The organism is Paraburkholderia piptadeniae, assembly GCF_900007165.1.
Classification (GTDB): Bacteria; Pseudomonadota; Gammaproteobacteria; order Burkholderiales; family Burkholderiaceae; genus Paraburkholderia; species Paraburkholderia piptadeniae.
Window position 1 is genome coordinate 1 of the sequence record NZ_CYGY02000111.1, and the last position, 21,326, is coordinate 21,326.

General features: G+C 64.2%; 22 protein-coding genes. 12 read left to right on the plus strand and 10 right to left on the minus strand.

Annotated features, from left to right (window positions below; genetic code table 11):
- Positions 1 to 26 precede the first annotated feature (26 nt).
- Entirely contained in the window at positions 27 to 359 is a 333-nt protein-coding gene (locus BN2476_RS40275; RefSeq protein WP_087739730.1) for an NAD(P) transhydrogenase subunit alpha part 2, read from the minus strand.
- A gap of 14 nt (positions 360 to 373) precedes the next feature.
- Positions 374 to 1,516: a Re/Si-specific NAD(P)(+) transhydrogenase subunit alpha gene (locus tag BN2476_RS40280; RefSeq protein WP_087739731.1), complete on the minus strand. Its 1,143-nt coding sequence runs from the start codon at positions 1,514 to 1,516 to the stop codon at positions 374 to 376.
- A gap of 281 nt (positions 1,517 to 1,797) precedes the next feature.
- Between BN2476_RS40280 and BN2476_RS40285 the strand changes: the two genes are divergently transcribed.
- From BN2476_RS40285 to BN2476_RS40295, 3 genes are all read left to right on the plus strand, one after another.
- Complete coding sequence (locus BN2476_RS40285; RefSeq protein WP_087739732.1) at positions 1,798 to 2,295, plus strand: NUDIX hydrolase; 498 nt, start codon at positions 1,798 to 1,800, stop codon at positions 2,293 to 2,295.
- A 43-nt stretch (positions 2,296 to 2,338) separates the two neighbouring features.
- A complete protein-coding gene (gene mnmA, locus BN2476_RS40290; RefSeq protein ID WP_087739733.1) occupies positions 2,339 to 3,493 on the plus strand; it encodes a tRNA 2-thiouridine(34) synthase MnmA in 1,155 nt (384 codons plus the stop codon).
- 313 nt (positions 3,494 to 3,806) lie between these two features.
- The gene (locus BN2476_RS40295; protein WP_087739734.1) at positions 3,807 to 5,417 is read left to right on the plus strand and encodes an FMN-binding glutamate synthase family protein; all 1,611 of its coding nucleotides are present in this window, start codon (positions 3,807 to 3,809) and stop codon (positions 5,415 to 5,417) included.
- An 82-nt stretch (positions 5,418 to 5,499) separates the two neighbouring features.
- On the opposite strand, the gene loiP is transcribed toward BN2476_RS40295, so the two are convergent.
- Both loiP and BN2476_RS40305 read right to left on the minus strand, forming a co-directional pair.
- A complete protein-coding gene (loiP, locus tag BN2476_RS40300; RefSeq protein ID WP_087739765.1) occupies positions 5,500 to 6,255 on the minus strand; it encodes a metalloprotease LoiP in 756 nt (251 codons plus the stop codon).
- Between the two features lie 199 nt (positions 6,256 to 6,454).
- Entirely contained in the window at positions 6,455 to 7,063 is a 609-nt protein-coding gene (locus tag BN2476_RS40305; RefSeq protein WP_087739735.1) for a glutathione S-transferase C-terminal domain-containing protein, read from the minus strand.
- A 402-nt stretch (positions 7,064 to 7,465) separates the two neighbouring features.
- Between BN2476_RS40305 and BN2476_RS40315 the strand changes: the two genes are divergently transcribed.
- The 8 genes from BN2476_RS40315 (at position 7,466) to ruvB (ending at position 15,780) form a co-directional block, all read left to right on the plus strand.
- Positions 7,466 to 8,905 carry an aminopeptidase P N-terminal domain-containing protein gene (locus BN2476_RS40315; protein ID WP_173819717.1) on the plus strand — a complete coding sequence of 480 codons (1,440 nt, stop codon included), beginning with the start codon at positions 7,466 to 7,468 and terminating at the stop codon, positions 8,903 to 8,905.
- Positions 8,906 to 8,926: 21 nt separating this feature from the next.
- Positions 8,927 to 10,150 carry a UbiH/UbiF/VisC/COQ6 family ubiquinone biosynthesis hydroxylase gene (locus BN2476_RS40320; protein WP_087739737.1) on the plus strand — a complete coding sequence of 408 codons (1,224 nt, stop codon included), beginning with the start codon at positions 8,927 to 8,929 and terminating at the stop codon, positions 10,148 to 10,150.
- A 197-nt stretch (positions 10,151 to 10,347) separates the two neighbouring features.
- Positions 10,348 to 11,412, plus strand: coding sequence for a tRNA dihydrouridine synthase DusB (dusB, locus tag BN2476_RS40325; RefSeq protein WP_087739767.1), 1,065 nt, complete (start codon positions 10,348 to 10,350; stop codon positions 11,410 to 11,412).
- Positions 11,409 to 11,642, plus strand: coding sequence for a Fis family transcriptional regulator (locus BN2476_RS40330; protein ID WP_087739738.1), 234 nt, complete (start codon positions 11,409 to 11,411; stop codon positions 11,640 to 11,642). Before dusB ends, BN2476_RS40330 begins: the two co-directional genes overlap by 4 nt.
- 43 nt (positions 11,643 to 11,685) lie before the next feature.
- On the plus strand, positions 11,686 to 13,251 hold the full coding sequence (purH, locus tag BN2476_RS40335; protein ID WP_087739739.1) for a bifunctional phosphoribosylaminoimidazolecarboxamide formyltransferase/IMP cyclohydrolase: 1,566 nt from the start codon (positions 11,686 to 11,688) through the stop codon (positions 13,249 to 13,251).
- A 105-nt stretch (positions 13,252 to 13,356) separates the two neighbouring features.
- A complete protein-coding gene (gene ruvC, locus BN2476_RS40340; RefSeq protein WP_087739740.1) occupies positions 13,357 to 13,899 on the plus strand; it encodes a crossover junction endodeoxyribonuclease RuvC in 543 nt (180 codons plus the stop codon).
- A gap of 125 nt (positions 13,900 to 14,024) precedes the next feature.
- Positions 14,025 to 14,606: a Holliday junction branch migration protein RuvA gene (gene ruvA / locus BN2476_RS40345; protein ID WP_087739741.1), complete on the plus strand. Its 582-nt coding sequence runs from the start codon at positions 14,025 to 14,027 to the stop codon at positions 14,604 to 14,606.
- A gap of 109 nt (positions 14,607 to 14,715) precedes the next feature.
- Positions 14,716 to 15,780: a Holliday junction branch migration DNA helicase RuvB gene (gene ruvB, locus BN2476_RS40350; protein ID WP_087739742.1), complete on the plus strand. Its 1,065-nt coding sequence runs from the start codon at positions 14,716 to 14,718 to the stop codon at positions 15,778 to 15,780.
- Between the two features lie 73 nt (positions 15,781 to 15,853).
- Here ruvB and BN2476_RS40355 read toward each other — a convergent pair whose 3' ends face one another.
- Genes BN2476_RS40355 through tyrS form a run of 3 tightly spaced genes read right to left on the minus strand, consistent with a single transcriptional unit; the run spans position 15,854 to position 18,325 of the window.
- Complete coding sequence (locus tag BN2476_RS40355) at positions 15,854 to 16,525, minus strand: histidine phosphatase family protein (RefSeq protein ID WP_087739743.1); 672 nt, start codon at positions 16,523 to 16,525, stop codon at positions 15,854 to 15,856.
- A gap of 50 nt (positions 16,526 to 16,575) precedes the next feature.
- Entirely contained in the window at positions 16,576 to 17,034 is a 459-nt protein-coding gene (dtd, locus tag BN2476_RS40360; RefSeq protein ID WP_087739744.1) for a D-aminoacyl-tRNA deacylase, read from the minus strand.
- A 43-nt stretch (positions 17,035 to 17,077) separates the two neighbouring features.
- The gene (gene tyrS, locus BN2476_RS40365) at positions 17,078 to 18,325 is read right to left on the minus strand and encodes a tyrosine--tRNA ligase (RefSeq protein ID WP_087739745.1); all 1,248 of its coding nucleotides are present in this window, start codon (positions 18,323 to 18,325) and stop codon (positions 17,078 to 17,080) included.
- A gap of 234 nt (positions 18,326 to 18,559) precedes the next feature.
- Between tyrS and BN2476_RS40370 the strand changes: the two genes are divergently transcribed.
- Positions 18,560 to 19,690 (plus strand): anhydro-N-acetylmuramic acid kinase, encoded by a 1,131-nt coding sequence (locus tag BN2476_RS40370; protein WP_087739768.1) that lies wholly within the window; start codon positions 18,560 to 18,562, stop codon positions 19,688 to 19,690.
- 91 nt (positions 19,691 to 19,781) lie between these two features.
- Here the strand turns inward: BN2476_RS40370 and erpA are convergent, their stop codons facing one another.
- The 3 genes from erpA to rplM all read right to left on the minus strand — a co-directional run bounded on the left by erpA (position 19,782) and on the right by rplM (position 21,226).
- Positions 19,782 to 20,147, minus strand: a complete 366-nt coding sequence (erpA, locus tag BN2476_RS40375) for an iron-sulfur cluster insertion protein ErpA (protein WP_087739746.1) — start codon at positions 20,145 to 20,147, stop codon at positions 19,782 to 19,784.
- A 246-nt stretch (positions 20,148 to 20,393) separates the two neighbouring features.
- Positions 20,394 to 20,786, minus strand: a complete 393-nt coding sequence (rpsI, locus tag BN2476_RS40380; RefSeq protein ID WP_087739747.1) for a 30S ribosomal protein S9 — start codon at positions 20,784 to 20,786, stop codon at positions 20,394 to 20,396.
- A gap of 11 nt (positions 20,787 to 20,797) precedes the next feature.
- On the minus strand, positions 20,798 to 21,226 hold the full coding sequence (gene rplM, locus BN2476_RS40385; protein WP_087739748.1) for a 50S ribosomal protein L13: 429 nt from the start codon (positions 21,224 to 21,226) through the stop codon (positions 20,798 to 20,800).
- Positions 21,227 to 21,326: the final 100 nt, after the last annotated feature.

The window sequence follows — 21,326 nt, forward strand, 5'->3', positions numbered from 1 at the left end:
AGGAGCGTAACGACGTTCATGCTCATTTACGCACCCTCCTTCGAACCACCGGGACCCGCAATCTTCTTCGGCTCCTTCTTCTTGAACATCTCCAGCATTCGCCGTGTCACGAGGAATCCGCCGAACACGTTCACGGCCGCGAGCGCCACGGCAATCGTGCCGAAGAACTTGCCCGCGCCGCCGACCGTGAGACCGGCCGCAAGCATCGCACCGACGATGACGATCGCCGAAATCGCGTTCGTCACGGCCATCAGCGGCGTATGCAGCGCCGGCGTTACGTTCCACACGACGTGGTAGCCGACGTAGATCGCCAGCACAAATATGATCAGGTTGATCACGGTATGGTTGATGACTTCCATCACCCGTCTCCTTCTTATGCCTTGCGCGTGACTTCGCCGTCGCGTGCCAGCAGCGTGGCCGCGACGATGTCGTCCGCGAGATCGATATTGAGTGCGCCTTCCTTCGTGACGATCAGCTTCATGAAGTCGAGCAGATTGCGCGCGTACAGTGCGGACGCATCCGACGCGACCATCGACGCGAGATTCGTATAGCCCGCGATCGTCACGCCGTGCTTGACGACGACTTTGTCGGCTTCCGTCAGCGGACAGTTGCCGCCGCGGTTGCCTTCATACTCGGCGCCACGTCCGGCCGCGAGGTCGATCAGCACGGAGCCCGGCTTCATCGCCTGCACGGTTTCGACGGAAAGCAGCGTCGGCGCGGGACGGCCGGGAATCAGCGCGGTCGAGATGATGACGTCGGCCTGCTTCGCGCGCTCGTGAACGAGCGCCGACTGGCGCGTGAGCCACGAAGGCGGCATCGGCCGCGCGTAGCCGCCGACACCTTCGGCTGCTTCGCGTTCCTCAGCGGTTTCGTAGGGCACGTCGAGGAATTTCGCGCCGAGCGACTCGATCTGCTCCTTCACGGCGGGCCGCACGTCCGACGCTTCGATCACGGCGCCGAGGCGCTTCGCGGTCGCAATTGCCTGCAGGCCCGCGACACCCGCGCCCAGAATCAGCACGCGCGCGGCCTTCACGGTACCGGCGGCCGTCATCAGCATCGGCATGAAGCGCGGGTAAAGGTCGGCTGCTAGCAGCACCGCCTTGTAGCCCGCGATGTTGGCTTGAGACGACAATACGTCGAGACTTTGCGCGCGCGTCGTGCGCGGCGCGGCTTCCAGCGAGAAGGCAGTAATGCCCGCTGCTGCAAGCTTTGATGAATTCTCCGTATTAAAAGGCTCGAGCATGCCGATCAGCACTGCGCCGCGTTTAAGTAGCGGGAGTTCTGAATCGGTGGGCGTCTGGACCTTGAGAACGATCTCCGCGCCGAACGCTGTCGGCGCATCGGCGATCTCCGCCCCTGCTGCTGAATAGGCATCGTCCAGATAACTGGCTCCCGTTCCGGCGCCGCTCTGTACGGTGACTTTGTGACCCTGCGACACGTACTTCTTGACCGTCTCGGGCGTCGCGGCGACGCGTGTTTCATACGGCCGCGTCTCGGCTGGCACTCCGATGTGCATCGTTAAACCTCCTCGACCATCTTCTGTTATGAAAATCTGGAATCGCCGACGAGGGGCAACGCCGGCAATGCAATAGGGCAAGTGCAACGGCAACGCACGGCTGGGGCTTCAGCCAACGCTGCAACTTTAACCGAAGTCAGGTGACGGATTGAAATCTGTAACGATCCCAGTCTTCAGGAACGCGATCCTTCGTGCTTTTTTTACCGACCTGTGCTAGGTGCGCAGCGTGCTATCTCGCGCGCACCGGCAGGCCCAGCCCATAACCGGTAAAATGCCGTCCCATGAAACCGGAAACTTGGGCCCCGCATGTGACGGTGGCGGCCGTCGTCGAATGCGACGGGCGCTTTCTGCTGGTCGAAGAGCACACGCCCGCTGGACTGCGCCTCAACCAGCCCGCCGGACATCTGGAAGCAGGCGAGACGCTGACGCAAGCTGTCGTCCGCGAAACGCTCGAAGAAACGGCGCAAGCGTTCGCGCCCGAGGCGCTTGTCGGCGTGTACATGACGCACTTCAGCCGCCCGGAAACCGTCGATGGTCCCGCCGATGGCGTCACGTATCTGCGCTTCACGTATTGCGGCTCGACGGAAGGCTTGCCCACCGCGGGCCGCGCGCTCGATCCCGACATCGTCCGCACGGTGTGGATGAGCGCCGACGAATTGCGCGCGTGCCCCGAGCGGCATCGCACGCCGCTCGTGATGCAATGTATCGACGACTACCTCGCAGGCCGGCGTTTCCCGCTCGACTTCGTGCAAACGCATTCAGTCGGGCCCTCCCGATAGAACGCGTGCTTCGGCACGAGAAAGAGCAGTCAGGCAGAACCAGATGAGCAAACAGAAAGTGGTGGTAGGCATGTCGGGCGGCGTCGATTCGTCGGTCACGGCATGGCTGCTGAAGGAACAGGGCTACGAAGTCGTCGGCCTCTTCATGAAGAACTGGGAAGACGATGACGACAGCGAATACTGTTCGACGCGTCAGGACTGGATCGATGTCGTATCGGTCGCGGACCTGATCGGCATCGACGTCGAGGCCGTCAACTTTGCGGCCGAATACAAGGACCGCGTGTTCGCCGAATTCCTGCGCGAATACTCGGCCGGCCGCACGCCGAACCCCGACGTGCTGTGCAACGCGGAAATCAAGTTCAAGGCATTCCTCGATCACGCGATGTCGCTCGGCGCGGAAACCATCGCGACGGGCCACTACGCGCGCGTGCGTGAAGTCGACGGCCGTTTCGAACTGCTGAAGGCGAAGGATCACACGAAGGACCAGTCGTACTTCCTGCATCGGCTGAACCAGGCGCAACTGTCGAAGACGCTGTTTCCGCTCGGCGAAATTCCGAAGACGAAGGTCCGTGAGATCGCCGAACAGATCGGTCTGCCGAACGCGAAGAAGAAGGACTCGACGGGCATCTGCTTCATCGGCGAGCGGCCGTTTCGCGACTTCCTGAACCGCTATCTGCCGACCAAGCCGGGCCCGATGAAAACCACGGAAGGCAAGACGGTCGGCGAGCACATCGGCCTCGCGTTCTATACGTTCGGACAACGCAAGGGCATTGGCCTCGGCGGCAGCAAGGACGGCAGCGGCGAGCCGTGGTTCGTCGCGGGCAAGGACATTCCGTCCAACACGCTGTACGTCGCGCAAGGCCACGATCATCCGTGGCTGCTGAGCCATATGCTGACGGCGGGCAACACGAGCTGGGTCGCGGGCCATGCGCCCGAGGAAGGCCACGCGTGCGCGGCGAAGACGCGCTATCGCCAGGCCGATGCGGCGTGCACGTTCGGTGCCGCCGACGGCGGCAACAGCAAGAACACTCTCTTCTCCCTCCATTTCGCCGACGCCCAATGGGCTGTAACACCGGGGCAATCGGCCGTGCTCTACGATGGCGACGTCTGCCTCGGCGGCGGCATCATCGAGCACGCGGCGACCGCCCAACCGGTCGAACGCCAGCCACAGAAAGCGGCGCTGCTGACGGCGCGCTGAGTGTCGCCGTGACCGGTTCGCGTGAACGATCCGCGAGCCGGTCCGCACCGGCATCGCTGCATCAAGTTCCCGTTCGTTGTATCTTCCGGGCGACGGTTGTCCCGCCGCCGCCATTGCCTGTCGACCGCCGGCTTCGCTCGCGTGATCGTCGGGCCCCGGCACATGCGAGCGCCTGGACAACCCGCCGTATCCGCCGTACCGATCCGCAGCGCGATCCATCCGCGCAAACGCCCGCCGACTTCGCGCAAGGCAAGGCCGATGCAACGGACGCCCAATGCATCGGCGGCAGCGAAATCACTGCAATGGAGTTGTCATGTTCTCTCGACGTTATCTGGCGATGTGGAGTGCCCTTCTGCTGCTCGCGGCCTGCGCGGCGCTCGCCGCAGCCGGTCACATCGCATGGCCGTGGATCATCGTGCCTGTGCTGCTCGTCGCGCTCGGCATCTACGATCTGACGCAGGAGCGCCATGCGATCCTGCGCAACTATCCGCTGTGGGGCCATTTGCGCTTCCTGTTCGAATTCATCCGGCCGGAGATCCGCCAGTACTTCGTCGAAGACGACACGGAAGAAAGACCGTTCTCGCGCGCGCAACGCAGCATCGTCTATCAGCGCGCGAAAAACGAAGTGGACAGCCGCCCGTACGGCACGGAAGTCGACGTGAAGGCGACGGGCCACGAATGGATCAGCCATTCGCTCGTGCCGACGAAGCTCGACGGTCACGACTTTCGCATCGTGGTCGGCGCGGACCGCGCGCAGCCGTATTCGATGTCGATCTTCAACATCTCGGCGATGAGCTTCGGCTCGCTGTCGGCGAACGCGATTCGCGCGCTGAACCTCGGCGCGAAGAAAGGCAACTTCGCGCACGACACGGGCGAAGGCTCGATGTCGAAGTATCACCGCGAGCATGGCGGCGACATCATCTGGGAAATCGCGTCGGGCTACTTCGGCTGCCGCAACGACGACGGCACGTTCAACGCCGAGAGGTTCGCGAAGCAGGCGCGCGAACCGCAAGTGAAGATGATCGAGGTGAAGCTGTCGCAAGGCGCGAAGCCGGGCCACGGCGGCGTGCTGCCCGCCGCTAAGATCACGCCGGAAATCGCCGAAACGCGCGGCGTGCCGATGGGCCGCGACTGCATCTCGCCCGCGACACACTCCGAGTTTTCGACGCCGCGCGGGCTGCTTGAATTCGTCGGGCGTCTGCGCGATCTGTCGGGCGGCAAGCCGACGGGCTTCAAGCTGTGCATCGGCCATCCGTGGGAATTCTTCGGCATCGCGAAGGCGATGCTGGAAACGGGCATCCTGCCGGACTTCATCGTCGTCGACGGCGCGGAAGGCGGCACGGGCGCGGCGCCGCTCGAATTCACCGATCACATCGGCGTGCCGCTGCAAGAGGGGCTGCTGCTCGTGCACAACACGCTGGTCGGCATCGGGCTGCGCGACCGGATTCGCATCGGCGCAAGCGGCAAGATGATCACCGCTTTCGACATCGCGAAGACGCTCGCGATCGGCGCCGACTGGGTGAACGCCGCGCGCGGCTTCATGTTCGCGGTCGGCTGCATCCAGGCGCAGACCTGCCACACGGGCCGCTGCCCGACGGGCGTCGCGACGCAAGACCCCGTGCGCCAGCGTGCGCTGATCGTCACCGACAAGTCGGACCGCGTGTTCAACTTCCATCACAACACGCTGCATGCGTTGCAGGAAATCGTGCAGGCGGCCGGTCTGCGTCATCCGTCCGATCTGCGCGCGCATCACATCGTGCGGCGCGTGTCGTCGTATGAGGTTCGGCTGATGTCGGACCTGCTGAAGTATCTCGAGCCGAACGATCTGATCAACGGCAACTATCGCTATACGCTGTACGAGAAGTGGTGGCCCATCGCGCGCAGCGATTCGTTTTCGCCGAATCTCGAGGCGGCCTTGGCGTAAGCGTTGGTGTCTTTGAAGCGTCAATTAAAAACGCGCGCTGGATGCGAATCGAGCGCGCGTTTTCTATTCGGGAATCGTCGGCTTACTTGTTCGACGCGATCCGCTGCTGGATATGCTGCGCGCGCGCCGCCGACGCCGGATGCGAATCGAGCATGCTCGACTTGCCGCCGTCGAGCTTCGCGAGCTTGTTGAACGACGTGACGAGGCCGGACGGATCAAGGCCTTTCTTCTTCTGGAGATCGAACGAATAGTCGTCGGCAGCCGATTCCTGCGATTGCGAGAACTGTGCGTTGATCAGCTTCTCGGAGAAATCGCCGAGCTGCGACGCCGAGATCGCACCCGTGATGCCGCCCGCCGACGTCGCCACCGACCGCAGCGCCGACGTCGCATACGCGACCTGCATCGCCTTCTTCGTGTGACCGAGCGCGACGTGCCCCATCTCGTGACCGACGACGCCGCGCACTTCGTCGTCCGTCATCATGTCCATCAGGCCGCTATAGACGCGCACACAGCCGTTCGCCATCGCCCACGCGTTGACGTCCTTCGTGATGTAGACCTTGTAGTTGACGGGCACGCTGTTGATGTTGTCGCCGAGCTGCGCGGCGATCTTGTTCAGGCGCTTCGTGTATGGGCTGCCGGCACCCGCGATCTTGTTTTCAGCGTCGAGCTGCGCGCACGACTTGTCGGACAGCGTGCGCACGTCGCCATCGGAGAGCGACGCGGCCTGAAACGCCTGTGAGCCGGATTGAACGAGAGTATTGGGATCGAGGCTCATCCCCGAACAGGCGGCGAGCACGCCGCACGCGGCGGCAGCGAGAGCTACGCGAATCGTTTTCATGCCGAAGGTCTCTTGACGGTTGTTATCGATGGTCATGCGTCATCCAGACAGGCGCCCAAAAGCAAAAACGCCTGACAGGCAGGCGTTTTTAACATGCTGAAAGGCGCTTTCGTGGAAAACGAAAGATTCCTTAACATTCCATCAGTGTGGCTCGACAACGGCACGCGGCATCGATGTTTGCCGGCTCGCCGGGTGCGGTTCAGGTCAATGCCGTATCGATGAACGACTGACGCTGCGACAGCTTCTGATAATGCTTGTCGAGGTTCGGATGCTGCTCGCGCCAGTCCAGTTGCGGCATGCGGAAGTCCAGATAGCTCAGCGCGCAGCCCACGGCCACATCCGCGAGCGTGTACTGATTGCCCGCGCACCACGTCTTCGAGCCGAGCCCTCGCGCCATCGCCTTCAGGCCGTCGTCGATCTTGTGACGCTGGCGCGCGACCCACGCTTCGCTGCGCTGCGCTTCGTCGCGCAGCACGCCTTCAAGACGGATCAGCACGGCGGCATCCATCATGCCGTCGGCGAGCGCTTCCCAGCAGCGCACTTCGACGCGCTCGCGGCCCGACTGCGGCACGAGCTTGCACACGGGCGACAGCGTATCGACGTATTCGCAGATCACGCGCGAATCGAACACAGCCGCGCCGTCTTCCATCACGAGACACGGCACCTTGCCGAGCGGGTTGTAGTCGTGGATGGCCGTATCCGCGGCCCAGACGTTTTCGAGTTCCAGCTTGTAGTCGATTTTCTTTTCGGCGAGCACGATCCGCGCCTTGCGGACGAACGGGCTCGACAGCGAACCGATGAGTTTCATCACATCCTGCCTCGTTTGAAATTGGCCGAAAGTATACGTGCGTTGGCGAGCGTTGGCAGATTTTCAGCGCAGCGCGCGTGGCAGGCGCGTTGCCTGCTTCAAGGCTGTAGACAGATTGCAACAATGCCTGCTTGGCGTCCGTCCGTCTACCAGGCCTGACGGCCAGGCGTTCGCGCATCGATGTCGGATGGCCGCCGCCGCGGATGGCTGAGGCGTGGTTGCCGTTTCGAACCATGGGGGCACGTGGGCGCGACCCGCGATCGTCGAGACGATGGCTGCGCCCGAGGATGCGGGCCACCCGCGCGCGGGCCCGACGGAAGCGATTCCAGTTGGGCGATACAATCGCAGCATTGCGCTGCGGCGTCGAGAGATTGCCTCGCGCGCCGCCATCCAACCCGCACGATGAACCCGCCGACCGAACTCATGACCGACCTGACTCCGGCTATCGACATCTACCGTCAGCGCCGCGCGCGCGTGCTCGATGCGCTGCGCGCGACGGGCGGCGGCGTCGCGATCGTTCCGACCGCGCCCGAAGTCCTGCGCAACCGCGACGCCGACTATCCGTACCGGCACGACAGCTACTTCTATTACCTGACCGGCTTCACCGAGCCCGAAGCGATGCTCGTGCTCGACGCCCGCGCGAAGCAGAACGAGCCCGCGGCAATCCTCTTTTGCCGCGCGAAGAGCGCCGAGCGCGAGACGTGGGAAGGCTTTCGCTTCGGCCCCGACGCGGCGCGCGAAGCATTCGGCTTCGACGCCGCGTTCTCCTTCGACGAGATCGACGCGCAATTGCCGCGCATCATCGCGGACAAGCCGGCGCTGCACTACGCGCTTGGCTCGTCGGAAGCGCTCGACGGCAAGGTGCGCCACTGGCTCGACGCCGTGCGCGCGCAGGGCAGGAGCGGGATCGTCGCGCCGGCGGCCGTACACGACCTGATGCCGCTGCTCGACGACATGCGCCTCGTCAAGGACGAACACGAACTGTCGATCATGCGCCGCGCCGCCGCGATCTCCGCGCAGGCGCACCGGCGCGCGATGGCCGCGTGCCGCCCCGGCGTGCGCGAATACGAACTCGAAGCAGAACTGCTGTACACGTTCCGCAAGCACGGCGCGCAGGCGCCCGCGTATGGCTCGATCGTCGCGGCGGGCGCGAACGCGTGCGTGCTGCACTACCCCGCCGGCGATGCCGTAGCGCAGGACGGCGATCTGATCCTGATCGACGCGGCGTGCGAGCTGGACGGCTACGCGTCGGACATCACGCGCACGTTCCCCGCGAACGGCCGCTTCACGCCCGCGCAGCGCGAGATCTACGACATCGTGCTGGCCGCGCAGCAGGCGGCCATCGACGCGACGCGCGCAGGCGTGAGCTTCGACGCGCCGCATCAGGCCGCCGTGCGCGTGCTCGCGCAAGGGCTGCTCGATACGGGCATTCTCAAGCGCGATCTGTTCGCGGGCGTCGAGGACGTGATCGCGGAGCGCGCGTACACGCGCTTTTACATGCACCGCACGGGCCATTGGCTCGGCATGGACGTGCACGATGCGGGCGACTATCGCGAGCGGGGCGTGAGCGCCGATGAAAGCGGCGCGCAGCCCTGGCGCACGCTGAAGCCGGGCATGACGCTGACGATCGAGCCGGGCCTCTATATCCGCGCCGCCGACGATGTGCCCGAAAAGTATTGGAACATCGGCATTCGCATCGAAGACGACGCGATTGTCACGGCGACGGGCTGCGAGCTGATCACGCGCGACGTGCCCGTCGACGCGGACCAGATCGAAGCGCTGATGCAACAGGCGCAACCTGGGCAACAGGCGCAGCCGGCACACGAGGCGGGCGCCGCCTGAGTGCAAGGAACAGACAAGAAGATGAACGATGTCCATCAGGCGGCGGCCGCGAGCGCGCCGCTCGTCCCCTCGAACACGCAGCCATTCGACTACGACGTGACGATCGTCGGCGCGGGGCCTGTCGGTCTCGCGCTCGCGGGCTGGCTCGCGCGGCGCAGCGCGACGCAGCAACTGTCGGTCGCGCTGATCGACGCGCGCGAGCCGGAAGACTCGATCGCCGATCCGCGCGCGATTGCCGTGTCGCATGGCAGCCGGATGATCCTCGAGCCACTGCGCTGGCCCTCCGACGCCACCGCGATCCAGCGCATCCACGTGTCGCAGCGCGGCCACTTCGGGCGTACGCTGATCGATCACGCGGAACACGGCCTGCCCGCGCTCGGCTACGTGCTGCGCTACGGGTCGATCGTCCACGCGCTCGCCGAGACCGTGCGTACGACGCATGTGCACTGGTTCAAGTCGACGAAGGCCCAGCCGCCGCAACAACTCGAAGACGACGGCGTGCTGCTGCCGATCGAAAGCGCGCATGTGACGCGCACGCTGCGCACGCGCATCCTCGTGAACGCCGAAGGTGGTCTCTTCGGCGAGCAGCAGGCCGGATCGGGCACAACGCGCGACTACGGGCAGACGGCGCTGGTCGGCACGGTGACGCTGTCGGCGCCGCAACCGCACGTCGCGTGGGAGCGCTTCACGCCGCAAGGCCCGATTGCGCTTTTGCCGATGGGCGGCGTGCGCGGCGCGGACTACGCGCTCGTCTGGTGCTGCGCGCCGGAACAGGCGGCGCGCCGCGCGCAATTGTCCGACGAAGATTTCCTGCGCGAACTCGGCGCGGAGTTCGGCGACCGGATGGGCCGCTTCACGCAAATCAAAGGGCGCGCCGCGTTCCCGCTCGGCCTCAATACCGCCGATACGCTCGTCAAGGGCAATGTCGCCGCGATCGGCAATGCGGCGCAGACGCTTCATCCCGTCGCCGGACAGGGGTTGAATCTCGGGCTGCGCGACGCCCATGCGCTCGCCGACGCGCTGTCGCATCACGGCGCGACGCGCGTCGCGCTCGCGGCCTTCGCGCGTCGACGCGCGCTCGACCGGCGCATGACGATCGGCGCCACCGACACGCTCGCCCGTCTCTTCACGATCGACTTCCCGCCGCTCGCGACGCTGCGCGGACTCGCCCTCACCGCGCTCGAATTCGTGCCGCCTGTGAAGACGGCCCTCGCCCGGCAGATGATGTTCGGACAGCGCCGCTAGGCGTCGCGAAAAACGTGTGGCAGTGGCCGCCGTTCTATGACCGCGGCCACTTTCATAGAAGATTTAATGAGTTGCCTCACGGGCCGTTGCGTCTGGCTCTAGCGCGTTAACGCTAAAATAACGGTTTTCCCTCGTATTTTCCGGTACGCGACATGCGCTATTTTGAGCGCATTGGATGCTCGCCGCCGATGTCCGCCATGCCCACTCTCGGCTCCCACACACTGCGCAACAACCTGTTCGTCGCCCCGATGGCGGGCGTGACGGACCGGCCGTTCCGCCAGCTCTGCAAGCGCATGGGCGCGGGCTATGCGGTGTCGGAGATGGTGGCGTCGAACGCGCAGTTGTGGAAGAGCGAAAAGACGATGCGCCGCGCGAATCACGCGGGCGAGGTCGAGCCGATCGCGGTGCAGATCGCGGGCGCGGACCCGCAGATGATGGCCGAGGCCGCGCGCTACAACGTCGCGAACGGCGCGCAGATCATCGATATCAACATGGGCTGCCCGGCCAAGAAGGTCTGCAACGTCGCGGCGGGGTCGGCCCTGCTGCAGAACGAGCCGCTCGTGCAGCGGATCGTCGAGGCGGTGATGGGCGCCGTCGGTGTCGGCCCGGGCGCCGTGCCCGTCACGCTGAAAATCCGCACTGGCTGGAACCGCGAAAACCGGAACGCGCTGAACGTCGCGCGGCTCGCCGAGAACGCGGGCATTTCGATGCTGACGGTCCACGGCCGCACGCGCGCCGACCTGTACCACGGCGAAGCGGAATACGAAACGATTGCTGCCGTGAAGGCCGCGGTGAAGATTCCCGTGGTGGCGAACGGCGACATCACGTCGCCGCAGAAGGCACGCGACGTGCTGGCCGCGACGGGCGCGGACGCGATCATGATCGGCCGCGCGGCACAGGGACGCCCGTGGCTCTTCCGTGAGATCGAATATTTCCTGCGCACGGGCGAGCTGATGGAAGCGCCGCGCATCGACGAAATCCAGCAGGTGATGAACGAACACCTGGAAGATCACTACGCGTTCTATGGCGAATTCACGGGCGTTCGGACTGCGCGCAAGCACATCGGCTGGTACACTCGCGGCCTTTCCGGTGCCAATGTGTTCCGCCATCGCATGAATACGCTGGACACGACGCGCGAACAACTGCTCGCCGTCAACGAATTCTTCGACGCGCAAAAGGCGATTTCGGACCGCCTCGTGTACGTCGGCGACGAAGTCAACAACAACGGCGAGCCGGACCAAACCGACCGACTAGCAGCATGAGCAAGCACAATATCGAACAATGTGTCCGCGATAGCCTGGGGATGTACTTCCAGGATCTCGACGGCTCCAATCCGCACGATGTCTACGACATGGTGATTTCGTGTGTCGAAAAACCGATGCTCGAGGTGGTGCTCGAGCAGGCCGGCGGCAATCAGTCGCTGGCAGCCGAGTATCTCGGCATCAACCGCAATACGCTGCGCAAGAAACTGCAACAGCACGGCCTGCTGTAGTTTCAGCGCCCTGCCACGCCTTTCATCGGCTTTTGTTCCCATCATGATCAAGCAAGCGCTCATCTCCGTTTCCGACAAGTCCGGCATCGTCGATTTCGCGAAATCGCTGTCGGACCTCGGCGTCAAGATCCTGTCGACGGGCGGCACCGCGAAACTTCTCGCGGATGCCGGCCTTTCCGTTACCGAAGTGGCCGATTACACCGGCTTTCCGGAAATGCTGGATGGGCGCGTGAAGACGCTGCATCCGAAAGTGCACGGCGGCATCCTCGCCCGCCGTGATCTGCCGGAGCACATGGCCGCGCTCGAAAAGCACAGCATTCCGACCATCGACCTGCTCGTCGTGAACCTGTATCCGTTCGTGCAGACCGTGTCGAAGGAAGAATGCACGCTGGAGGACGCGATCGAGAACATCGACATCGGCGGCCCGACGATGCTGCGCTCGGCGGCGAAGAACCACCGCGACGTGACGGTCGTCGTCGACCCGGCCGACTACGCGAGCGTGCTCGAAGAAATGCGCGCGAACGGCAACAAGGTCGGCTACAAGACCAACTTCCGTCTCGCGACCAAGGTGTTCGCGCACACCGCGCAGTACGACGGTGCGATCACGAACTATCTGACGAGCCTCACGGAAGAACTACAGCACCGCGATCGGAACACGTACCCGGCCACGCTCAACATGGCGTTCGACAAGGTTCAGGACCTGCGCTACGGCGAGAACCCGCATCAGAGCGCCGCGTTCTACCGCGACATCGCGGTGCCCGCTGGCGCGCTCGCGAACTATCGCCAGTTGCAGGGCAAGGAACTGTCGTACAACAACATCGCCGACTCGGATGCCGCGTGGGAATGCGTGAAGACCTTCGACGCGCCCGCCTGCGTTATCATCAAGCACGCGAATCCGTGCGGTGTGGCCATCGGCGCGAACGCACACGAAGCGTATTCGAAGGCGTTCCAGACCGATCCGACTTCGGCGTTCGGCGGCATCATCGCGTTCAATCGCGAAGTGGATGAAACGGCCGCTCAGGCGGTCGCGAAGCAGTTCGTCGAAGTGCTGATCGCGCCGTCGTTTAGCGAAGCGGCCAAGCAGGTGTTCGCGGCCAAGCAGAACGTGCGCCTGCTCGAAATCGCGTTGGGCGAAGGCCACAACACGTTCGATCTGAAGCGCGTGGGCGGCGGCCTGCTGGTGCAGTCGCTCGACGCCAAGAACGTTCAGCCGCACGAACTGCGCGTCGTCACGAAGCGCCACCCGACGCCGAAGGAAATGGACGATCTGCTGTTCGCATGGCGCGTCGCGAAGTTCGTGAAGTCGAACGCCATCGTGTTCTGCTCGAACGGCATGACGATGGGCGTCGGCGCGGGCCAGATGAGCCGCGTGGATTCGGCGCGCATCGCGAGCATCAAGGCGCAGAACGCGGGCCTGACGCTGTCGGGTACGGCCGTGGCGTCGGATGCGTTCTTCCCGTTCCGCGACGGTCTCGACGTGGTCGTCGCGGCGGGCGCAACCTGCGTGATCCAGCCGGGCGGCTCGATGCGCGACGACGAAGTGATCGCCGCCGCCGACGAGCACAACATCGCGATGGTCGTGACGGGCGTCCGCCACTTCCGCCACTGATCGGCTGACTCGCTTCTTCTGGAACGGCCCGGCGGTTTGCAACTGCCGGGCCGTTTTGCATTTGATTCGTTGTAGTATCGCAGGCACTGAACACGCACGGCACCTATGAGAATTCTCGGCATCGACCCAGGCTTGCGCGTCACCGGCTTCGGCGTGATCGATCAGTCCGGCCACCAGCTCACCTACGTGACGAGCGGCGTCATCAAGACGGCCGATGCCGATTTGCCGACGCGCCTGGGCACCATCTTCGACGGAATCTCGACGCTGATCCGTCAGCATGGGCCGGATCAGGCGGCAATCGAAAAGGTGTTCGTGAACGTCAATCCGCAATCGACGCTATTGCTCGGCCAGGCGCGCGGCGCGGCGATTTGCGGGCTGGTGTCGGGTGGCGTGCCCGTCGCCGAGTACACGGCGCTGCAGTTGAAGCAAGCCGTGGTCGGCTACGGACGCGCGACCAAGGAGCAGATGCAGCAGATGGTCGTGCGGCTGCTGAGCCTCTCGGGCATCCCCTCCACCGATGCCGCCGATGCCCTCGGCATGGCGATCTGCCATGCGCACGGCGGCGGCACGCTGAACACGCTGGGCGGCATCGCGCCTGCGCTGGCGAAGAAGGGTTTGCGGGTGCGGCGCGGACGGCTGGTGGGTTGATCCTCTCGACGCACGACGCTTGAAGCAACACGCTCGACGCAGGGTTTGACGGTCAGCCCGGCCCGGCTCGCGAAAGCTGTTCACGCTGCGCTACACTCGCGCTTTCCCTCACGATAGAACCTGCCATGATCGGTCGCATCGCCGGCGTCCTGCTGGAAAAGAATCCGCCTCACCTTCTGATCGACTGCAACGGTGTCGGCTACGAAGTCGATGTGCCGATGAGCACGTTCTACAACCTGCCCTCCACAGGCGAAAAGGTCGTGCTGCTCACGCAGATGATCGTGCGCGAGGACGCGCATCTGCTGTATGGCTTCCTCACGCCGCAAGAGCGTTCGACGTTTCGCGAGTTGTTAAAGATCACGGGCATCGGCGCGCGCATGGCGCTTGCCGTGCTGTCTGGCATGAGCGTGCAGGAACTGTCGCAGACGGTGACGATGCAGGACGCCGCGCGCCTCACGCGCGTGCCCGGCATCGGCAAGAAGACGGCGGAGCGGCTCCTGCTCGAACTGAAGGGCAAGCTCGGCGCCGACATTGGCGCGGTGGCGGGCGCGGCATCGCCGTCCGATCATGCGTCCGACATCCTGAATGCATTGCTCGCATTGGGCTACTCCGAAAAGGAAGCGTTGGCTGCTATCAAGAATGTGCCGGCCGGCACCGGCGTTTCAGAAGGCATCAAGCTCGCGTTGAAGGCACTGTCGAAGGGCTGAGCGGGCTTTCCACAGCGGAGATGGATGAAGCTTCGCACGCCGCTTGTCTGCGCGCACCCTGGCCGTTCGGCCAGGTCGTCGAACGGGCCGCGCGCGGTACAATGCCCGCATGATCGAACACGACAAACTCGCCGCCGAACGCATCATCGCCGCCACGCCCGTGTCGCCGAATGAAGAAGCATTCGAGCGCGCGTTGCGCCCGCGCCAGCTCGACGAATACGTCGGCCAGGAAAAGGTGCGCGGCCAGCTGGAAATCTTCATCGAGGCGGCGAGGCGCCGCTCGGAATCGCTGGATCACGTGCTGCTGTTCGGGCCGCCGGGTCTCGGCAAGACGACGCTCGCGCATATCATCGCGCGCGAAATGGGCGTCAATCTGCGGCAGACGTCCGGGCCCGTGCTCGAACGCGCGGGCGACCTCGCCGCGCTGCTGACCAATCTCGAAGCCAACGACGTTCTCTTTATCGACGAGATTCACCGGCTGTCGCCCGTCGTCGAGGAAATCCTGTACCCGGCGCTCGAGGATTATCAGATCGACATCATGATCGGTGAGGGCCCGGCCGCGCGCAGCGTGAAGCTCGATCTGCAACCGTTCACGCTGGTCGGCGCGACGACGCGCGCGGGCATGCTGACCAACCCGTTGCGTGACCGCTTTGGAATCGTCGCGCGGCTGGAGTTCTACAACGCAGAGGAACTGGCGCGCATCGTCAGCCGCTCGGCATCGCTGCTGGGCGCGCACATTCATCCCGATGGCGCGCTGGAAATCGCGAAACGCTCGCGTGGCACGCCGCGTATCGCGAACCGGCTGCTGCGGCGCGTGCGCGACTTCGCCGAGGTCAAGGCAGACGGCAAGATCACTGCCGAGGTCGCGGATGCGGCGCTGAAGATGCTCGACGTCGACCCGGTCGGCTTCGATCTGATGGACCGCAAGCTGCTCGAAGCGATCCTGCACAAGTTCGACGGCGGGCCAGTCGGCGTCGACAATCTGGCGGCCGCCATCGGAGAAGAGCGCGACACGATCGAAGACGTGCTCGAACCGTATCTGATCCAGCAAGGCTTTCTGCAACGCACGCCGCGCGGACGCGTCGCGACGCTGCTTACTTATCGGCACTTCGGCCTCGCTGCGCCGGACTCGGCGAGCCCGGTGAGCGGTCTATGGGATTCGGAGCCGACCTAAGCGGCTCCTCGATGAGAAGCACGGCGCGCGATGTCGTGCATGGTTCTTATGTTCGCCGCCGTGTCGATCAGATTCAGCGCGCCGCTGCGGGCGCCTTCTTGAAGCTGTCGTCTTCGCTGCGTCCGTCGAGATGCGCGATGTCGGCCCATGACGCGACCGTCGCGCGCCCGTCTGCGTAATCGACCACATTCACGCTCGTGTTCAGCAGCGCGTAGTTGCGCGGCGCATCCAGCGGCAGGCCGTTCGCGAAGCGATACACGCAGTCCAGCACGCCGCCATGCGCGACACACGCGATACGTCCGTTCGGATGCGCGGCGACGATCGGTTCGATCGCGTGCAACACACGGTGATAGAACACGCGCTGCGACTCGCCCTCGGGCGGCGAGAAACCCGGATCACGCGTCTGCCATTGCGCATACTCGTCGGGAAAGCGCCGCGCGATCTCTTCGCTGTCGTGCCCCTGGAACGCGCCGTAGTTGCGCTCGCGCAGCCCTTCGCTCAGTTGCAACGACAGCCCGAGCACGTCGGCAAAAGGCCGCGCCGTTTGCTGCGCGCGCAACAGATCGCTCGAATAGACGGCATCGAGCCGCGCGCCGCGATCCGCCTCGCGTGCGAAACGTTCGGCGAGACGCTCAGCCTGTTCGACACCGCTCGTCGCGAGCGGAATATCGATGTGCCCTTGAATCCGCTTGATGCGGTTCCAGTCGGTTTCGCCGTGTCGGATGAAGAGGATTTGTGTGGCCATGGAATCGTCGTCGTTGAACGATGTGAAGCGGGGCGAAAAAGAACGCGCGCTCAGGCACGCGTCTGCAGCCAGAACGTGACGGGGCCGTCGTTGACGAGCGACACCTGCATTTCCGCGCCGAATTCGCCCGTTTCAACGACGGGATGCTTCGCACGCGCCGCCGCGACGAAGTAGTCGAACAGGCGCTTGCCCTCGTCGGGCGGCGCGGCGGGCGTGAAGCTGGGACGCAGGCCGCTGTTCGTGTCGGCCGCAAGCGTGAACTGCGAAACGAGCAGCAGGCCGCCCGCGCGACCCGCGCCGTCGATGCTCTGCACGGGCAGATTCATCTTGCCCGCGGCGTCGCTAAACACGCGGTAGCCGAGCACTTTCGCCAGCAGCTTGTCGGCGACGGCGTCCGTGTCGCCGCGTTCGGCGCACACCAGCGCAAGCAGGCCCGCGTCGATTGCGCCCGTCACGCGGTCGCCGACGCGCACTTCCGCGCGCCGCACGCGTTGAATCAGCGCGATCATGTGGCGGGCCTCCGCTGCGGAAGGCCGAGAGCTGCGCGGATCATCACGCCGACAGCGTCACGCGCGCAAAGCGGCGCTTGCCGACCTGCACTACGAATTCACCTGCTTCGACCTTCAGCGCCTTGTCCGACACGGTCGCGCCGTCGATCTTCACGCCGCCTTGCTCGATGTTGCGCAGCGCTTCGCTCGTCGACGGCACGAGGCCCGCCTGCTTCAGCAGTTGGCCGATTGCAAGCGGCGCGCCCGCGAGCGACACGGACGGAATATCGTCCGGCACGCCGCCTTTCGCACGGTGATTAAAGTCTTCCAATGCGCGCTCGGCGTCGGCCTGCGAGTGAAAGCGCGCGACGATTTCCTGCGCGAGCATCACCTTGAAGTCACGCGGATTGCGCCCGCCTTCTGCGTCGCGCCTGAACCCTTCGATTTCCGTCATCGGCCGGAACGACAGCAATTCGAAGTAGCGCCACATCAGCACGTCGGAGATGCTCATCAGCTTGCCGAACATCTCGTTCGGCTTTTCGCTGATGCCGACGTAGTTGCCCTTCGATTTCGACATCTTCTCGACGCCGTCCAGCCCTTCGAGCAGCGGCATCGTCAGAATGCACTGCTGTTCCTGGCCGTACTGCTTCTGCAGTTCGCGGCCGACGAGCAGATTGAACTTCTGATCCGTGCCGCCGAGTTCGAGGTCCGCGTTCAACGCAACGGAGTCGTACCCCTGCATCAGCGGATACAGGAATTCGTGGATCGAAATGGGAACGCCGCTCTGGAACCGCTTCGTGAAGTCTTCGCGCTCCAGAATGCGCGCGACGGTGTAGCGCGACGCGAGCTTGATCATGCCGTCGGCGCCGAGCGGCATCGACCATTCGCTGTTGTAGCGGATTTCCGTCTTTGCGCGGTCGAGCACGAGCGCGGCCTGCTCGAAGTACGTCTTCGCATTCGATTCGATCTGCTCGCGCGTGAGCGGCGGGCGCGTCGCGTTGCGGCCTGACGGATCGCCGATCAGCGACGTGAAATCGCCGATCAGGAAAATCACCGTATGGCCGAGGTCCTGCAACTGGCGCATCTTGTTCAGAACGACGGTGTGGCCGATGTGGATGTCGGGCGCCGTCGGATCGAGACCGAGCTTGATGCGCAGCGGCGTGCCCGTGGCCGCGCTCTTCGCGAGCTTCTGCGCGAACTCCTCTTCGATCAGCAGTTCGTCGATGCCGCGCCTGGTGACTTCGAGCGCGTGGCGGACTTCGTCGGTGATCGGATAGGCGGAATTGGGCTTGTCGTTGGACTCGGTGCTCATGCTGGAACGGGAGATCGCAAAAAGGGAAATTGTCCCATAGTTGCGGGACATTGCGCCCTCATCTCACGCGAAACGCATCCAACTCACGTCGCCATACGGAGCGAACGGAGACGTCACGCGCTCGTGCGCAACCGGCCCGGTTGTTTCGCGGCGCAGCATTGAGCGACAATCGTCGTGAAGGGCGCGCCCGAAGCGCCCGTGATGCGCGACGAACGACGATGGGAGGAGCACAGCGTGGCGAAAGACGCAGCAGACGGCGTGTATTTCGGATTGATGTCGGGCACGAGCATGGACGGTGTCGATGGCATCGCGGTCGAGTTCGCGAAGGGCAAGGCGCCCGTCGTGCGGTCCCAGGCTTTTGTGGGCTTTTCGGAGGGCCTGCGCGACGCACTGTTCGCGCTTCAGCAGCCCGGCGACAACGAAATCGAGCGCGAGGCGCTGGCCGCGAATGCGTTGGCCGCACGCTACACGGTGTGCTGCCACGAGTTGCTGCGCGCGGGCAACCTGTCTGCCGCCGACGTCCGCGCGATCGGCGTGCACGGACAGACAGTGCGGCACCGCCCCGAAAAGGGCTATACGCGGCAGATCAACAACCCGTCGCTGCTGGCGGAAATGACGCATATCGACGTAATCGCCGATTTCCGCAGCCGGGACGTCGCGGCGGGCGGTCAGGGCGCGCCGCTCGTGCCCGCGTTCCACGCGACGGTTTTCGGCGCGCAGAATGAGACACGGGTGGTCTGCAATCTGGGGGGGATCAGCAATATCACGATCCTGTCGGCGAACGGTGCCGTGCGCGGCTTCGATTGCGGCCCCGCGAACGCGCTGCTCGACGAATGGGCGCACCGGCACCTGCACAAGCCATACGACGAGAACGGCCAGTTCGCGGCGAAGGGCCAGGTGCATCGTCCGTTGCTCAATGCGTTTCTCGACGAGCCGTTTTTCGAGGCGCAGCCGCCGAAAAGCACGGGCCGTGACCTGTTTAACGCCGGATGGCTCGACGCCAAGCTCCAGGAATTCGCCAACGTGAGCCCCGCTGACATCCAGGCTACGCTGGTCGCGCTGACGGCCGTGACCGTCGCGCGCGAAATCGAGCGTCATGCGCCCGATTGCAAGGCCGTGTACGTCTGCGGCGGCGGCGCGCGCAATCCGGAAGTGATGAAAGCACTGGAGGGCGCGCTGGCCGAGAGCGGCTGCAGCGGCGTGCCCGTGCTGACGACGGACGCGCTTGGCGTGCCGCCACATCAGGTGGAGCCGCTGGCTTTTGCGTGGCTGGCGATGCGCTGCGTGGCGCGCGAGCCGGGAAATCTGTCGTCGGTGACGGGCGCGGCCGGCGAGCGCGTGCTGGGAGCGATTTATCCGCGGTGATCCGCTATTTTCCATGGCGCGCCGAAGCGGGAAATGAAAAACGGGGCCGAGGCCCCGTTTCCTGTGCAACTTGCGCGAAGTACGGTGTCGATTACACCGAGAACGACGAACCGCAGCCGCAGGTAGTGGTCGCGTTCGGGTTCTTGATGACGAACTGGGCGCCGTTGATGTCGTCCTTATAGTCGATTTCCGCGCCGACCAGATACTGGTAGCTCATCGAGTCGATCAGCAACTGGACGCCGCTCTTGTTCATCACGGTGTCGTCTTCGTTGATCGCTTCGTCGAACGTAAAGCCGTACTGGAAGCCCGAGCAGCCGCCACCCTGCACGAACACGCGCAGTTTGAGGTCCGGGTTGCCTTCTTCGTCGATCAGTTGCTTGACCTTTTCTGCCGCTGCGTCGGTAAAGACGAACGGGGCCGGCATCTCGGTCACAGGGGTGTCGGTCACTGCGTTCATACGAACTCTCCAAAATAGCTTCTAGCCGGTATTGTATTGCTGATCTCGATATCGTGCTAAAGCCCATGAAATCAATAGGTTCTTAGGCGGAAAGAAGCAGGGGCGAGAAAGCGTGAGCCGCGCCGTCGCACGGCCGCATGCGATGGGAGCCATCCGCACCGCGAAAAACAAAAAAGCCGCCTTCGCATGCGCGTTGGCGGCTTTTTGTTGCAGGCTCTGCCCGAAAACAGAGCCGGCGCGAAACGATTAACGCTTCGAGAACTGCTTGCGGCGACGTGCCTTGTGGAAACCGACCTTCTTACGCTCGACTTCACGTGCGTCACGCGTCACGAAGCCTGCGTTCGACAGAGCCGGCTTCAGCGTCGCGTCGTAGTCCATCAGCGCGCGCGTGATGCCGTGGCGAACTGCGCCTGCCTGACCCGTTTCGCCGCCGCCCGACACGTTCACCTTGATGTCGAACGTCGAAGCGTGGTTCGTCAGTTCCAGCGGCTGACGCACGATCATCAGCGAGGTTTCGCGCGAGAAGTACTCGGAGATGGGCTTGCCGTTGACGACGATGTCGCCCTTGCCTGCCTTGATGAAGACACGAGCAACGGCGCTCTTGCGGCGGCCCGTACCGTAATTCCAGTTACCGATCATGTGGGCTCCCCTTAGATCTCGAGCGCCTTCGGCTGTTGTGCCGAGTGCGGATGCGTTGCGTCTGCGTAGACCTTCAGCTTCTTGATCATCGCGTAGCCGAGCGGGCCCTTCGGCAGCATGCCCTTGACCGCCTTCTCGAGCGCGCGGCCCGGGAAGCGTTCCTGCATCTTGCCGAACGTCGTTTCATATATACCGCCCGGGTAGCCCGAGTGGCGATAGTACTTCTTGTCCGTGGTCTTGTTGCCCGTGACCTTCAGCTTGCCGGCGTTGATAACGATGATGAAATCACCGGTGTCGACGTGCGGGGTGAACTCAGGCTTGTGCTTGCCGCGAAGACGGTGTGCCACTTCGCTGGCGACACGGCCGAGAACTTTATCCGTCGCGTCAATCACGTACCATTCGCGCGTCACCTCATGGGCTTTTGCGGAAAACGTCTTCATGATCGATCCAAAAAATAGTGCTGCGCCCTGTTTTTTTCCTGCTTGTAAGTGCGCATCGAGGCGCGTGCAGGCTCTCCCTGTTCTTCCTCCGCGGGCACGA

What these genes read in the sequence shown, in the direction of transcription:
- BN2476_RS40295 (WP_087739734.1), top strand. Translation starts at nt 3,807, where the DNA reads ATGTTCTCTCGACGTTATCTGGCGATGTGGAGTGCCCTTCTGCTGCTC.
- BN2476_RS40320 (WP_087739737.1), top strand. Translation starts at nt 8,927, where the DNA reads ATGAACGATGTCCATCAGGCGGCGGCCGCGAGCGCGCCGCTCGTCCCC.
- BN2476_RS40355 (WP_087739743.1), bottom strand. Translation starts at nt 16,525, where the DNA reads ATGGCCACACAAATCCTCTTCATCCGACACGGCGAAACCGACTGGAAC.
- BN2476_RS40305 (WP_087739735.1), bottom strand. Translation starts at nt 7,063, where the DNA reads ATGAAACTCATCGGTTCGCTGTCGAGCCCGTTCGTCCGCAAGGCGCGG.
- tyrS (WP_087739745.1), bottom strand. Translation starts at nt 18,325, where the DNA reads ATGAGCACCGAGTCCAACGACAAGCCCAATTCCGCCTATCCGATCACC.
- erpA (WP_087739746.1), bottom strand. Translation starts at nt 20,147, where the DNA reads ATGAACGCAGTGACCGACACCCCTGTGACCGAGATGCCGGCCCCGTTC.
- BN2476_RS40315 (WP_173819717.1), top strand. Translation starts at nt 7,466, where the DNA reads ATGAACCCGCCGACCGAACTCATGACCGACCTGACTCCGGCTATCGAC.
- BN2476_RS40285 (WP_087739732.1), top strand. Translation starts at nt 1,798, where the DNA reads ATGAAACCGGAAACTTGGGCCCCGCATGTGACGGTGGCGGCCGTCGTC.
- dusB (WP_087739767.1), top strand. Translation starts at nt 10,348, where the DNA reads ATGCCCACTCTCGGCTCCCACACACTGCGCAACAACCTGTTCGTCGCC.
- dtd (WP_087739744.1), bottom strand. Translation starts at nt 17,034, where the DNA reads ATGATCGCGCTGATTCAACGCGTGCGGCGCGCGGAAGTGCGCGTCGGC.
- loiP (WP_087739765.1), bottom strand. Translation starts at nt 6,255, where the DNA reads ATGAAAACGATTCGCGTAGCTCTCGCTGCCGCCGCGTGCGGCGTGCTC.
- purH (WP_087739739.1), top strand. Translation starts at nt 11,686, where the DNA reads ATGATCAAGCAAGCGCTCATCTCCGTTTCCGACAAGTCCGGCATCGTC.
- ruvC (WP_087739740.1), top strand. Translation starts at nt 13,357, where the DNA reads ATGAGAATTCTCGGCATCGACCCAGGCTTGCGCGTCACCGGCTTCGGC.
- BN2476_RS40275 (WP_087739730.1), bottom strand. Translation starts at nt 359, where the DNA reads ATGGAAGTCATCAACCATACCGTGATCAACCTGATCATATTTGTGCTG.
- rpsI (WP_087739747.1), bottom strand. Translation starts at nt 20,786, where the DNA reads ATGATCGGTAACTGGAATTACGGTACGGGCCGCCGCAAGAGCGCCGTT.
- mnmA (WP_087739733.1), top strand. Translation starts at nt 2,339, where the DNA reads ATGAGCAAACAGAAAGTGGTGGTAGGCATGTCGGGCGGCGTCGATTCG.
- BN2476_RS40330 (WP_087739738.1), top strand. Translation starts at nt 11,409, where the DNA reads ATGAGCAAGCACAATATCGAACAATGTGTCCGCGATAGCCTGGGGATG.
- rplM (WP_087739748.1), bottom strand. Translation starts at nt 21,226, where the DNA reads ATGAAGACGTTTTCCGCAAAAGCCCATGAGGTGACGCGCGAATGGTAC.
- ruvB (WP_087739742.1), top strand. Translation starts at nt 14,716, where the DNA reads ATGATCGAACACGACAAACTCGCCGCCGAACGCATCATCGCCGCCACG.
- ruvA (WP_087739741.1), top strand. Translation starts at nt 14,025, where the DNA reads ATGATCGGTCGCATCGCCGGCGTCCTGCTGGAAAAGAATCCGCCTCAC.
- BN2476_RS40280 (WP_087739731.1), bottom strand. Translation starts at nt 1,516, where the DNA reads ATGCACATCGGAGTGCCAGCCGAGACGCGGCCGTATGAAACACGCGTC.